Raw genomic sequence first — 13,403 nt, forward strand, 5'->3', positions numbered from 1 at the left:
CGCCGCGCGCGGTGATGATCGCCCCGCCGGCCGGTTTCGATGTCCACGGGCCGGCCGGTGATCGGGAGGCGTGCCGAGCCCCACGCGAGGCCACGTACAGGTCGACGTCCCGGGCGCGCGGGCGGCGCGCAGGCCGCCGGCCGGCATCTCGTGGAGGCCGGCCTCGGTGCGCGGGGCGCTCCTGTCACAAGACGAAGCACAAGGACATGGCAATGATGGCTGATTTCAAGTCCGTGCGACAATTTCGGTAAGTGACATTCCGTAAGCAAATTTGAAAATGAGTGATTATAACCTTCATGGGGCGCTCTTAAAAGGGGTGATTTGGGGTTTACATAAAGGATTTCGATTCGTAATATCCATCGCATGGGAGCGCTCCCAAAAGCCGATTCGGCGATGAGACCGCAGCTTAAGGACGACGTACGGTTCGTCGAATGCCCCGACGGCGCCTACGTCCACAGCGACTACGGTGCGTGCACCCTGCGCGGGCGGCAGGCGTACGCATGGCTCACCCGGCTGGCCCCCGCGTTGACCGGCCGCCACACCCTCGCCGAGCTCACCGCCGACCTTCCCGGCGACCGGAAGGCCATGGTCGAGCGGCTGGTGGGGCAGCTCGCCGAGCAGCGGTTCGTGGTGGACGCCCGGCAGGCCCGGCCCCACGGGCTGACCGAGGCGGAGCTGCGGGCGTACGCGGAGGAGATCGCCTTCATCGGCTACGCGCTCGACTCGCCGGAGGAGCGCTTCGAACGGATCCGCACCGCCCGGCTGGTGCTGACCGGCGCGGGGCCGCTGCTGGAGGCGCTGGCCGGGGCGTGCGTCGGTTCGGGGTGGCGGCACGTCACGGTGATCAGCCCCGACCCCGAGCGGGTTCACCGGGTCGCGGACGCCGCACGCCGTGACAGCGCCCAAGAGTTCCGTACGCTCCCCTTCTCCCGCGACTTGCCGACGAACGCCGACGTCGTGCTCCAGGTGAGCGAGGACCCCGGCGAGCTGGTGACGACGGCCCGCGCCTGCGAGGCGGCCGGAATCGTGCTCGGACAGGCGCTCGTCGGCCCGGCGGAGGTCTGGATCAGCCAGGTGGGGCGGCCTTCGGAGACGGCGGCCGAGTCGGGCTGGCTCCGGCTCGCCGGGCTGCCCGCCGCGACCCCGGCACCGCCCGGAGAGGACCTGATGATCGGGCCGGTGCCCACGGTGGTCGCCGCGATCCTCGCCCTCGCCTGCTTCAGCCGCGTGACCGGGCTCGACCAGGGTCCGGAACGCGAGCTTGTACGCGTGGACCTGCGCTCGCTCGACACGCTTACACACCGGTTCCTGGCCCACCCGCGCGCCGCCACCGCCGCCCCTCGGCCTCAGATCCTTGGGTCTGTCGAAGAGCTGACGGAGGCGCTGGCAGCCCTGAAGGCAGCCGCGCCCGCCCACGCCGCCACACGCGCCCAGGAAAGCTCGCCCGCCCAGCAAGGCTCGCTCGCTCACGACGCGGTGCCCGCCCGGGATGTGGCCTCTGCCGATGCCGGGAGTGCCGTCGCGGAGAAGGCGGTGGCGGCCGTCGAGGCGGACGAGCTGCTCGCCCTCATATCCGAGCTGGTCGACCCCCGGCTGGGTGTGCTCGGGCTGCTCGACGAGCAGGCGCTGGCGCAGTCGCCGCTGGCGGTGTGCCGGGCGGTCGTGTCCGATCCATTCGGAGTGCAGCCCGGCTGGGCGCCGGCGCGGCAGGCGTTCGGCTGGGGCCCCGATCAGCGGACGGCCCGGCTGCGCTGCCTGCTCGCCGCCCTCGCCACGTACGGCGTACCCGCCCGGAACGAACAGGGCGTGGAGCTGCCGGACGGCCGGCCGCGCACCGTGCGGGCCGCCGACCTCGGTCTTCCGAGCCGGCCGAGCGGAACCGCCGCCGGCCTCGGCGCCCCCACGGACCCGCACCCCGCCCCGAGCACCCAGCACCCACCGGTCGGAACCGGTGCCGGGCTGAGCTGGACGGAGGCGCTGGCTGCCGGCCTGCGGTCCCACTGCGAGCGGCTTCTGCGCGACCACCTCTCGAACGACTCCCCGTCCTCGCCGATCGATCCCCCGCAGGACCCGGAGGCCGCGGCGTTACTGCGGCAGCTCACGCTCGCAGGGGAGACCCCGGACATCCACGACAGCACCGCCGTCCTCGGCGTACCCGCCGTGACCCTGACGGTCCCCGGCCAGGAGGCGCTCGTGTCCGCCGCCCCCACGCTCACCGACGCGATCCGCGACGGCCTGGAACGGCTGCTGCTCCGCTGGCAGTCCAGGGCTCCCGGGCAGCACGCGTACGGGCGGCTCCACCCTCTCTGGCCACCGGGCGGCGACCCGGCGCAGGCCGTGAGCACGATGACCGCCGCGCTGCGGCGCCTGGGCAAGACGCCGGTGGCGGTGCCGCTGCACGGCGACTCCGAGGTGTCCAGGCGGCTGCCGTTCGTCGCCCGAATCGTCCTCCTCGATGACTGAGGCCCCCATCGCCACGGTCCCGCCCGCCGCGGACCCGGACCTGGTGACCGTCCTGGGCGAGGGACGCCTGCACACGGCGATCAGGCAGGCGCTCGCGGCCGAGCCGTCCGGCGGGGCGATCGTGGTGGCGAGCGACGCCGACGACGTGCGGCCGTACCCGGCGGTGGCCAGGCGGGCGGCGGAGCGGGGCGTGCCGTGGCTGCCGGTACGTGTCGAGGCCGGCTGGGCGCTGATAGGCCCGTCCGTGCGTCCAGGACGGCCCGGCTGCCCGACCTGCGTGGCGCGCCGGCGCGCGGGCAACCGGCCGGACGCCCTGGCCCGCGACGCCCTGCGCGCGAAGTGGGCCGCCGACCTCGACTCCCGGCCGACGACGCTGCTCACCCCGCTGGTGTCGCGCACGATCGCCGCGCTGGTCGCCGACGAGGTACGCAGGCTGCGGCACGACCCCGGTGCGGCGCGCACGGCAGGAGCCTTGCTGAAGGTGCGCCTGCCGACCGGCGCGGTGCGCCGCCATGCGTTCCTGCCCGACCCGCTGTGCCCCGACTGCGGCACGCGCACGGACGACGGCCCGCACGCAGGACGGTACGTCCCGCGCCCCGCCCCCAAGCCGGACCCGAACACGTTCCGGGTCGGCGACATCACCGGCAGAGGAGACGAGCTGGAACGGCTCTTCGTGGACGCGGAGACCGGCATCGTGCAGGCGGTCGTGACCCAGGAGCGCGGCGGCGGCCCGATGGCGGTGGCCAGGCTCAGCCCGTCCCGCACCGAGCACGAGAGCCACCACGGCTACGGCCGCAGCGACGACTTCGCCTCCGCGCGGGCCACCGCCATCGCCGAGGCGCTGGAGCGCATCGCCGGCATCCATCCGCGCGGCAGGCGCACCACCGTGCGCGCCGCGTACGCCGACATCGCCGGCCACGCGCTCGACCCGCGCACGCTCGGCCTCTACCCGGACGGCTGGTACGGCCGGCCCGGCTTCCTGTTCACCCGCTTCGACCCGGAACGCCCGACGACCTGGGTGTGGGCGTACTCGTTCGGCAGGGACGAGCCCATCCTCGTCCCCGAGAGCTACGCCTTCTTCGGCCCGCGCCCGCGCGACGACCTCGGCTTCGCCTACGAGTGCTCCAACGGCTGCGCGCTCGGCGGCCACCCGGCGGAGGCCATCCTGTACGGGCTGCTGGAGGTGGCCGAGCGCGACGCGGCCCTGGCCACCTGGTACGCCCGCCTGCCCATCCCGCGGGTGGACCTCGGCTCGGCGGCCGACCGCCGCATCCCGATGCTCGCCCAGCGGGTACGGGACCGGCTCGGCTACGACGTGCACGCGTTCGCCGCGCTGATGGAGCAGCGGGTGCCGGTGTTCTGGGTGATGGCCGTGGACGCGGTGGGCGGGCCCGACCGGCCGTACGCGCTGTGCGGCTCCGCCTCGCATCTCGACCCGGAACGGGCGCTGCGCCGGGCGCTCGAGGACCTGAGCCCCATGCTGGCCGGCCACCTCGAACGCTACGACCCCGCGACGTCGGCGCGGCTGGTCGCCGACTCCGAGCAGGTGCGGCTGCTGGAGGATCACCCGCTCACCTACGCACACCCGGACGCGTTCGGCAGGCTGGCGTTCCTGCCGCTTGACGGGCCCGCGCTCTCGCTGCGGGAGGTGGCGGAACGCGCCGCCTGGCCCCGGCACGACGACCTCTGCGCGGACGTGGCCGAACTGGCCGGACGCTACCTGGCGACCGGCCTCGACGTGATCGCCGTGGACATCACCTCGCCCGAGGCGCGGGCGGCCGGCATGTACGCGGCGAAGGTCATCGTGCCGGGGACGGTCTCCATGACGTTCGGGCACCGCTACCGGCGCGTCCACGACCTGCCGCGGCTGCTGGCCCTGCCCCGGCTGCTCGGCCACCGGGACCGCGACCTGCGTCCGGACGAGCTGAACCCGTACCCGCACCCGTTCCCATGACCGGCCACGACAGCAAGGAAGGCAGAGCCCGCGTGCACACGACCACGGCGGCCGGGGCGGCCACGAGCCGGTACCTGGACGCCATGCGGAACAGAGGCCCGCTCGACATCGACTGGTCCTCCGCCCCGACCCGGCACAAGCGCTACCCGGGCGCGGAACGCGTGCGGCTTCCCTGGGCCGCCGCCCCCTCGACGTCCGGCCCCGGCCTGCTGGGCGAGCTGCTGCGGGACCTGCTCGGCGTGACCAGGGTCGTCTGGTCCCATCACCTCGGCGACGGCGGCGAGCCGCTGGGGCGGCCTCCGATGCTGCTCACGGGGCGTCCCGCGCCGTCGGGGGGAGGGCTCCATCCGATCGAGGCGTACGTGGCCGCCCGCGAGCCGCACCTGCCCGCCGCCCTGTACCACTACGACCCGGTCCGCCACGTGCTGGAGCGCGTCCGGGACGGCGACCACGTCCCGGCGCTCACCGGTCTCCTCGGCGGCGCGCCGTCCGACGTGGTGATCGTGCTGTCGGCGGTGTTCTGGCGGTCGATGTTCAAGTACGGCGACTTCGCCTACCGGCTCATCTGCCAGGAGACCGGCGTGCTCATCGCGCAGGCGCTGGCTCTGGGGGAGCGGCTGGGCGTGACCGGCGGGGCGCAGCTGTGCTTCCCCGACGGCGAGGTGAATCGGCTGCTCGGCCTGGACGGCACCCGCGAATCGGCCATGGCCGCCCTCACCCTGTCCCTTCCGGAAACATCGCTCGAGGAAACGCGATCCCACCGCCCCGCATCGGCGTCTCCGGAGGGGGCCGGTGTCACACAGCCGCCGGGTTCCGCGCGGTCGTCCCCCTCCCGCGCCGCCGAGCCACTGACGCCGGAACAGCTCATCGCGCGACCGGTGGCGAGCGAGAACCGGCCCCTTCCCCGTGCCATGCCCTCCGGCGGCCTGGCCGCGACCCTGCACCGGGCCTGCACGCGCATGCCCTCGCAGGCCGCCGCCCCGGACCGGCCGCAGCCGCCGGCGAGCACGGCCCGCACCATCGCGGCCCCAGAGCCCGCACCCCTGCTCCACCTGACCGCGGGTGTCGCGCGCCGCGCCTCGCCGCTCGCCGGGTACCGCCCGGTCCCGATGCCGGGGGGCGCGCTCGGCGCGGTGCTGGCGGCGGCCTGCGCCGGTTACCCGTCCGACCTGCCGGGCACGGAGAAGAGCCCGGCGGCGACGGCCCTGTACGTCCTGTCTCTCCGGGTGGACGGCCTGCCCCGCGCCGCGTACTGGTACGACCCGGCGAACCACGCCCTGCACCGGCCGTTCACCGAAGCCCCGATCGACGCCGTGACCACCGGCCGCCTGCTGCCCAACACGCGGGTGGCGCTGCGCGGAGCCGCCGCCGTGCTGATCCCCGTGGGCGACCCGCTGGCGGGCGCGCCCGCGTTCGGCGACCGCTGGTACCGCATGCAGCAGATGGAGGCGGGCCTGATCGCCCAGCGGGCCACGCTGGCCGCCACCGCGCTGGGCCTGGCCGCCCGCATCCACTCCGACGGCGCGAACGAGACCACCGACGAGGTGCTCGGCCTGGGGGACGGCCCGCTGCGGAGCCTGTCCTTCCTGGTCATGGGCACCCCACCGACCGGCGGGCCCCTGGTGACCCGCCCGATTCCCGGCCCGGTCGACGAGGAGGTGATGCCCTGCCCGACGACGGCGTGACCTGTTCAGACGCACCCGAAAGATCACAGACAGGAGATGCACATGTCCGAGAACCTCAAGCTCGACCTGCGTGGCCTGGAGGTCGACTCGATCGACGTCGTGTCGGCCGACTCCATCGTGGCCGAGGGCCACGGCACCGTCGAGACCGGTGCCTCCTCCTCGCCGGGCTACTGCTCGTCGTACCTGACGGCCATGAGCTGCTGGGCTCCCGAGTTCTAAGAGCCGCATCGGCCGACCGGTGGAGCCCGAAGCGGCCACCGGGACGATGAGCAAGGCCGAGGGCGCTCGTGCCGTGGGCGCCCTCGGCCCCTGACGAACCCTTCCGAGGAGCGCGTTTCATTGACCCAGATAGCGCACGCCGTCCCCGTCGTGGGGGACGGCGCCCCTTCCGAGCTCGCCGTCCCCGATTATGCACTGTCGCCGATTTTCGCCGTCCGCGTCGCCGGACTGCCGGTGGCGGGCCTCGACCGGATGCGGTGCACCCGTACGTGGCGGCTGGTGGACGAGCTGACGGACGTCACCGCCCGGCTGCGGCGGGAGGGCGCTGAGCTGTCCGATCCGCTGCACGAGGTGATCGGCGGCACCGCTCCAGGCCCGCTGCGTGCCGCGCTGGTGGCGCTGCGCCGCGCGGTGTTCGCGGGACGTCACCCGAGCGGGCGGGCCGCGTCGGCGGAGGTGCTCGCCGCGCTGCCGGCGGGCCTGGCCGCCAGGGTCGGCGCGTGGACGGCCCTGCGCCGGCGCGCCGATGAGCTGCGCGCCGCGCTCCCCGACGTCATCACCGAGGAGACGCGCGAGAAGACGGCCGTGCTGCGCGAGGCGGTGTCGGACGCCGGGTTCCGCCACAGCCTCGCCCAGGGCAGCGCCGTGCTCTCGGAACGACTCGAAGCCTGGCTCGCCGGGCCCGCCGAGCGGCCGCCGCAGCGGCAGGAGCTGCTGCGGCTGGCCCGCTACCTGGCGAGGGCGAGCGTCAAGACGAGCCCGTACGCGACGTTCACGCTCAGCGGGCTGGGCCGGTGGGAAACGGACGGGCCGGCCGTGGCCACGGACGGCGAGCCGTCCTGGCTGCTCATGGCCGAGCTCGACCGGGCGGTCCTGCGCCCGCTGTGGGCTGTGCTGACCCGGCATCGGCGGGTACGCCTGCGGGCCAGGCTCCGAGTCAACCCCTCCGCCGCCGACGACGGCGAACGCATCTGGTTCCTCAGCCCCGGGCATGGCGAGCCGCTGTCGTCGGTGCCCGCGACCCCGCAGGTGCGCCAGGCGCTGCAGTGGGTGCGCGAGCGGTCCGACGCCACCCTCGCCGCCGCTCCCGGCATCGAGCCGCTGGCCGAGGCGGGGCTGCTGGAGTACGTGCCGCCGTACGACGAGCAGGGCTCAGACCCGCTGGGGGAGCTGGCGTCGTGGCTGGCGGCCGACGATCCCGCGCCGTACACGCTCGCCGTGACCCGCGTCGCCGAAGCCCTGCGCGCAGCTCGTCCATCCGACGAGAGGACCGCCGAGACCGTACGGGCCGCGCTCCGCGAGGTGCTGCCCCCGGGGCCGTCCCTGCCCGAGAAGAACCTGCTCTGGCACAGCGCCGTCATCCCCGGCGTGGCCGGGCGGCTCAACGCCACCGCCTGGCGCGGCGTCTGCGACGACCTCAACGCGCTGCGCGGGCTGCTCGGCCTGTTCGACCCCGACCTGCCCGTCAAGATCGCCGCCGCCGCGTACTTCGCGGACCGGTACGGCGCCACGAGCCGCCTGCACGCCATGGCCCTCTACCGCGACATCCACAGCGGCGCGCCGGGCGCGGGCGGCGAGCTGCTGCGCAGCATGCTGCGCGACCCGGTCGCCGGCACCCGCGCCCTGCCGGACACCGACCCGCCGCCCGGCCTGACCCGCCTCACCGAGCTGCGGCGCGGCTTCTGGGAACGCCTCGGCGCGGGCCCCGCCGCCGAGGAGACGAGCCCGGTGGTCGATCTGACGGCCGCCCGCCTGGCGGGCCTGGCGGAGACCTGGCCGAGCTTCGTCCGGCCGCCCGGCTCCATCTGCTGTTACGTGCAGGCGGTGCCCGGCCCGGACGGCGTGCGCGCCGTCGTCAACTCGATCTCCGCCGGGTACGGGCGCGGCCTGTCCCGGCTGCACCGCCTGGTCACGCTGGCCGGCGGCGACGCGCCGCCCGTCGCGGACCTGCGGGCCGCGCAGGGCGACGTCATGGTGGCCGAGTGCCGCGGCCTCGTCGGCGGCGGGCTCAACGTCCGGCCCGCCACGGCCGACCTCGCGCTCGACCACCCGTTCACCGCCCCGGACGCGCACCTCCCTGCGGTCACCCCGGCCGAGCTCACCGTCGCCTACGACCGCGAGCACGACCGCCTGACCCTGCTGGACGGCGCCGGACGCCCGGTCAGGCCCGTGCACCTGGGCATGACCGCCCAGTACTGGCTGCCGCCGTGGCTGCAGTTCCTCATCCGCGTGTTCGGCGAGCCGTCCACGGCGATGGTGCCCGGCTGGGTGTTCCGCACCGGCGGCGAGCCGCCGGAGGAGGGCACGGTGGAGCGCTGGCCCCGCATGGACGTCGGCCGCGTCACGGTCGCGCGGGCGACCTGGCGGATGCGGGCCGGGGCGTTCCCGGTGCCGGCCAAGGGGGAGAGCGAGGCCGCCTACCTGCCCAGGCTGGCCGGATGGCTGGCCGGGCACGGGCTGCCGCGCCGCTTCTTCGCCAGAGTCGTCGATCTGGGTCAGGGCCTGCTCGCGGGGCTGCTCAGCAAGGATCGCAAGCCCATGTACGTGGACGTCACCGACCTGCTGCTGCTGACCGGCTTCCTCCGCACGCTGCGCGACCCCCGCGCGCTGCTGGTGCTCGAAGAGGCCCTGCCCGACCCCGCGCAGGCGCCCCGCTACGGCGATGACGCCCGCGTCACCGAGTACATCATCCAGCTCTCCTCCAGGCCGGCGTCATGACCGCGGTCCAGCAGCACGCGAGCGACCCGGGCAACCGCATCGAGAACCGCTGGGTCAGCGCGCACCTGTTCCACTTCGGCGACCTCGACCCGCTGATCACCGGCGTGGTCGATCCGGTGACGCGGGAGCTGGTGGCCGACGGCACCATCCGCCGCGCCTTCTTCCTGCGGTATTGGGAGGGCGGCCAGCACGTACGGCTGCGCCTGGAGGTGCCCGACCCCGCCCGGCACCAGCGCGTCCGCGATCTCGTACGCGCGCGGGCGGAGGCGTACTTCGCCCGCCATCCGTCCCCCGAGGTGGACCCCGGCACCTACCGCGCGTTCGCCGCCGCCATGGCCAGCGGCGAGCGGCGTACGGACTACGACGACCGGCTCCACCCGCCGGGCACGGTGGCGTTCATCGGCTACCGGCCCGAGTACGAGGCGTACGGCGGCCCCGCCTGCGTGGCCGCCGCGGAACGGCACTTCGCCGTGTCGAGCAGCCTCGCACTCGACGTGCTGCGCGCCGGCACCGACATGGGCCGCCGCACGGCGATCGGGCTGGCCGCGCTGACCATGGCGATCGCCGCCTACGAGCCCGACCTGCCCTCCGCCGCCCACCGCCTCGCCACCGCCGCCAGCGGCCGGGCGCCCTCCTCGGGCGAGCGCCCTTCTTCCTCCGAGCGCCCGGCCGTCACGCCCTCCCGCGCCGGGCCGTCGATGGAGGCCATGGAGGAGGACTGGCGGCGGCGGGAAAAGGCGCTGGTCAGCCAGACCCGGAGGCTGTGGCACGACCCGGAGTCGGCAGGCGGCCTGCTGGCGGCGTGGGCGTCGTCGGTGCGCGCCCTGCGCGACGAGCTCGACGTGCTCCACGCGGAGGGCCACTGCAACCCCGCCGACCCGGGCTCGCCGCACGCGTCCCTCGCCGTGGCCGCGCCGCCGGATCGGCGCACGGTCGCGCTGATCCTGATGCGCTGCGTCCACCTGTTCCACAACCGGCTGGGGCTGCGCGCCGGAGCCGAGCAGCACACGACGTTCCTGGCGGGCCGCGCGGTCGCCGCGCTCGCCGACTCCCGGAGGTGGTCACCATGAGCAGCACGCCCGCCTGGCACTGCGTCCACGTCTACTACCACGATTCCGCCAAGGACGGCCTGCTGCTGGACGCGGTGCGCCCGCTGCTCGACGGCCTGCGCGGCGAGATCGAGGCGGCGTACGTGCTGCGTCACTGGCGGCAGGGCCCGCACCTGCGGATCAACGTCAAGGCGGCGCCCGCCGTCTGGCGGGAGGTGGTGCGCCCGCGCGTGGACGAGGTCATCGGCGCGTACCTGCGCGAACACCCCTCCACGGCCGCGCTCGACCCGCAGGAGAGCCTGCCCAGGCACCGGCTGCTCGCCATGCGGGAGCAGGAGCGCGGCCCGCTCACGCCGTGGCCGCCGGACAACTCCATCCGCGAGGAGCCGTACGACTCCCGCCGCCACGTACTGAACACCGATGAGGAGGCGGAGCTGCTCGCCGCCTTCTACGTGGACGCCACGCCGCTGCTGTTCGACATGCTGGAGCACGTCCGCGCGGGTCACGACGGCAAGACCGGGCTGGCGCTGAGCCTGATGCTGACGATCGCGCACACCTCCCAGCGCATCGACCGCAGCTACCTGTCGTTCCGGATGCACGCCGAGGGCTACCTCACGTGGGCGGCCGACCCCGGCGCCGCCCGCGCGTCGTTCGACCGCGCCTTCCAGGAGCGGCGCGAGGCGCTGACGCGGCGCGTGCGCGACGTCGTCGCCTGCCTCGACGACCCGGCAGCGCCGCCGGTGCCGTTCGTGCGGGAGTGGGCGGCGCTGCTGGACCGCTACCGGCCGGTGATCGCGGAGATGCTGGAGGACGGGCGGCTGGTCCAGCCGGTGCTGGAGCCGGGGCAGGCGTTCACGTCCCGGCCAGGCGAGCCGACCGCGCCGCAGCGCGAGCCGACCGAGCTGCAGCGCCTGGTCTTCGACAACCCGGCCTATCATGCGGAGATCTTCGCCAGCCCGGCGTTCCGGCGGTATCGGGTGCTGCTCAACTACACGTACCTGCACCTGACCCGGCTCGGGCTCACCCCGCTCGACCGCTTCAGAACCTGCCACCTGCTGGCCAACGCGGTGGAGGACGTCTACGGCCTGTCGGGCCTGGACGCGCTGCGCCGCTTCGCCTCGGCCGCGACGTAAGCCGGGCGGAAACACCGCTGTCCGGCCGGGACGATGCCCGGCCGGACAGCGGATGTCGCCGGCGGGGTTCGAGGCGCCCGGGTCGGAGTCCGACCGGGCGGCGGCCGAGCCGGCCGCACGCTTCGGCACCGGCGGCCCCGACATGATCTTCCTGGTGACGGCCAGGACCGGCACCGTCGACGACGACGTGGCCGCTGACGGCCGCGCTGGCCGAGCGGGTGGCGCGATGACGGTGCTGCTCCTCCTGCTCGCCGGTCGCGCCGAAGCCGTGACCGCCGTGCTCCTCCACCCGCAGCGGCACCGGCAGGCCGGAGGACGTGGTCGCCTGCAGGCGGGCGGCCATCTTCCCCGGCTGCCACGGCGGCACCCGCGGGTTGCGCCGCCCGGTGGTCAGCAGCACGGCCGGATAGGGCACGCCGTCCTCGACGCGGAGGTAGGCGTCGGCGGCCAGCAGCCCGCGCAGGCCCTCCTCGGTGGCGACGCTGCCGTACTCCGGCACGTTGACCGGCCCGTTCTCGCTGAACTCGATCCGCGCGGTGTCGACCGCCGGCACCTGCAGCACCATGGCGGCCCACAGGTCCGGCCTGCGCACCAGCGCGCCGCCGGCGGGGATGCCGCCCGCGCTGACCCCCTGGCCCGCCAGCCGTCCAGGGCGGGTGTAGCCGAGCGCGATGAGGTGCTCGGGCACGAACCAGTCGATGGCGTGGTGCGCCGCACCGGGCACGGTGTCCGGGTCGAACAGCACCCTGGTGGTCCCGCCGGGCTCGCGCACCGCCGGCGCCGCCACCCGGGCGTCCGGTTCGCGTACCAGGGAGAAGACGCTGTCGCCCACCGGTGTGAAGCCCGAATACCGCGCGAGCGCGCCGCCCAGCTCGCGGATCCTGGCCAGCAGCTCCTCCCGGCCCGGCAGGGCGTCCAGGTGCGCGCGGGCATGGGCGGCCTGGCCGTCGAGCCGGCCGTGGAACTCCTCGCCCTCGGCCTCCATCCACCGGTAGGGGTCGCCGATCGTGACGCCGTGGAGAACGTCGCGCACCACGTCGACGCGGGCGCTCGGGATTCCGGTCATCACATGATCTTGGGCGGCGCCGAGCAGCGCGAACCATGCGAGGTCGGCTGCGACGGCGAGCTCCGCGTTCGAGCTCGGAGACCGTGACGGCCGCCGCCGGCCACCGGAGGAACACCTACCGGAACATGGCGGGCGGCCCGTTCGTCATCAGAGTGTGACCGCATTCCGGGAACTCGACGAGCAACTTCGCGAAGCGTCCGCCCGCATGCACCGCGCCGACCACGTCCGGCGCCTGCGCGCGAGCATCGGGCAGCAGATCACGGACGTCCGCGCCACCCTGAAGGACCTGGAGCTCTCGCTGGCCAAGGAGGAGCGGGACGTCGCCCGGCTGGAAGGCGGGCTGTCCTCCGTCCTCGCCCGCCTGCTGGGCAACCGCGAGGAGCGCCTGGAACGCGAGCGCGCCGAGGCGCTGGTGGCCAGGGAACGCGTGGACGGCCACCGGGCCCGGCTCGCACAGCTCGAGGCCGACGCGGCGGCGGCCGCCGCGGAGCTGGCCGCGCTCGCCTCCGCCTCCCGCGACCGCGCCCGGCTGCTGGCGGAGAAGGAGCGCCAACTCATCCGGAGCGGCGATCCGATCGCGCGGGAGCTGGCCGACCTCGGCGCCGCGCTCGACAAGGTGGAAGCGGACCTGCGCGAGTGCGAGGAGGCCCGCCATGCCGGTCGCGGCGCCCACCAGGCCCTCGACGTCGTGCTCGGCCACCTCGACTCCGCGAAGAACGCCTCCACCTTCGACGTGCTCGGCGGCGGCCTGCTCTTCGACGCCTACGAACACGGCAAGCTCAGCAGCGCCGACAAGGCCGCCTGGCAGGCGCAGCGGGCCCTCGACGTGTTCGCCCGCGAACTGGCCGATGTCGGCGTCACGGCCCGGCCGGTGATGCCCAAGGTGGACAAGAGCTGGTTCGTGGACGTCTTCCTGGACAACATCATCTTCGACCTGATCAAGCATCAGCGCATCGAGAAGACCAGGACCGGGGTGAAGCAGCTGCTGGCGTGGACCCGCGACACCATGGCGTACCTGGAGCAGCGCCGTACCGAGCTGGCGGCCGAGCGCTCCCGGTTACTGACCCGTCGCAGAGAGCTCCTGAGCCCCGCCTGACCCCTCACCGAAGACGGCAC

General features: G+C 74.6%; 9 protein-coding genes. 8 read left to right on the forward strand and 1 reads right to left on the reverse strand.

What is annotated here, in order from left to right; translation table 11 throughout:
* Positions 1 to 393: 393 nt before the first annotated feature.
* The 7 genes from ACGFIM_RS02600 to ACGFIM_RS02630 all read left to right on the forward strand — a co-directional run bounded on the left by ACGFIM_RS02600 (position 394) and on the right by ACGFIM_RS02630 (position 11,221).
* Positions 394 to 2,463 carry a hypothetical protein gene (locus tag ACGFIM_RS02600; protein ID WP_393193423.1) on the forward strand — a complete coding sequence of 690 codons (2,070 nt, stop codon included), beginning with the start codon at positions 394 to 396 and terminating at the stop codon, positions 2,461 to 2,463.
* On the forward strand, positions 2,456 to 4,417 hold the full coding sequence (locus ACGFIM_RS02605) for a TOMM precursor leader peptide-binding protein (RefSeq protein ID WP_393193426.1): 1,962 nt from the start codon (positions 2,456 to 2,458) through the stop codon (positions 4,415 to 4,417). Before ACGFIM_RS02600 ends, ACGFIM_RS02605 begins: the two co-directional genes overlap by 8 nt.
* 32 nt (positions 4,418 to 4,449) lie before the next feature.
* Positions 4,450 to 6,102, forward strand: coding sequence for a SagB family peptide dehydrogenase (locus tag ACGFIM_RS02610; protein WP_393193429.1), 1,653 nt, complete (start codon positions 4,450 to 4,452; stop codon positions 6,100 to 6,102).
* Between the two features lie 42 nt (positions 6,103 to 6,144).
* Entirely contained in the window at positions 6,145 to 6,321 is a 177-nt protein-coding gene (locus ACGFIM_RS02615; protein WP_393193431.1) for a hypothetical protein, read from the forward strand.
* Between the two features lie 120 nt (positions 6,322 to 6,441).
* Positions 6,442 to 9,039 carry a lantibiotic dehydratase gene (locus tag ACGFIM_RS02620; protein WP_393193434.1) on the forward strand — a complete coding sequence of 866 codons (2,598 nt, stop codon included), beginning with the start codon at positions 6,442 to 6,444 and terminating at the stop codon, positions 9,037 to 9,039.
* Positions 9,036 to 10,109, forward strand: coding sequence for a lantibiotic dehydratase C-terminal domain-containing protein (locus ACGFIM_RS02625; RefSeq protein ID WP_393193437.1), 1,074 nt, complete (start codon positions 9,036 to 9,038; stop codon positions 10,107 to 10,109). Before ACGFIM_RS02620 ends, ACGFIM_RS02625 begins: the two co-directional genes overlap by 4 nt.
* A complete protein-coding gene (locus tag ACGFIM_RS02630) occupies positions 10,106 to 11,221 on the forward strand; it encodes a thiopeptide maturation pyridine synthase (RefSeq protein WP_393193440.1) in 1,116 nt (371 codons plus the stop codon). The genes ACGFIM_RS02625 and ACGFIM_RS02630 overlap by 4 nt, the downstream gene beginning before the upstream one ends.
* On the opposite strand, the gene ACGFIM_RS02635 is transcribed toward ACGFIM_RS02630, so the two are convergent.
* Positions 11,127 to 12,287, reverse strand: a complete 1,161-nt coding sequence (locus tag ACGFIM_RS02635) for a prolyl oligopeptidase family serine peptidase (protein ID WP_393193443.1) — start codon at positions 12,285 to 12,287, stop codon at positions 11,127 to 11,129. The two genes, ACGFIM_RS02630 and ACGFIM_RS02635, sit on opposite strands and share 95 nt — an antisense overlap.
* 154 nt (positions 12,288 to 12,441) lie before the next feature.
* Here ACGFIM_RS02635 and ACGFIM_RS02640 point away from each other — a divergent pair, with 154 nt between their 5' ends.
* The gene (locus ACGFIM_RS02640; RefSeq protein ID WP_393193446.1) at positions 12,442 to 13,383 is read left to right on the forward strand and encodes a hypothetical protein; all 942 of its coding nucleotides are present in this window, start codon (positions 12,442 to 12,444) and stop codon (positions 13,381 to 13,383) included.
* The last annotated feature ends 20 nt before the right edge of the window (positions 13,384 to 13,403 follow it).

This window comes from Nonomuraea sp. NPDC049309, from assembly GCF_043196965.1.
GTDB classification, from domain to species: Bacteria; Actinomycetota; Actinomycetes; order Streptosporangiales; family Streptosporangiaceae; genus Nonomuraea; species Nonomuraea fastidiosa.

What these genes read in the sequence shown, in the direction of transcription:
- ACGFIM_RS02600 (WP_393193423.1), top strand. Translation starts at nt 394, where the DNA reads ATGAGACCGCAGCTTAAGGACGACGTACGGTTCGTCGAATGCCCCGAC.
- ACGFIM_RS02605 (WP_393193426.1), top strand. Translation starts at nt 2,456, where the DNA reads ATGACTGAGGCCCCCATCGCCACGGTCCCGCCCGCCGCGGACCCGGAC.
- ACGFIM_RS02630 (WP_393193440.1), top strand. Translation starts at nt 10,106, where the DNA reads ATGAGCAGCACGCCCGCCTGGCACTGCGTCCACGTCTACTACCACGAT.
- ACGFIM_RS02625 (WP_393193437.1), top strand. Translation starts at nt 9,036, where the DNA reads ATGACCGCGGTCCAGCAGCACGCGAGCGACCCGGGCAACCGCATCGAG.
- ACGFIM_RS02635 (WP_393193443.1), bottom strand. Translation starts at nt 12,287, where the DNA reads ATGACCGGAATCCCGAGCGCCCGCGTCGACGTGGTGCGCGACGTTCTC.
- ACGFIM_RS02615 (WP_393193431.1), top strand. Translation starts at nt 6,145, where the DNA reads ATGTCCGAGAACCTCAAGCTCGACCTGCGTGGCCTGGAGGTCGACTCG.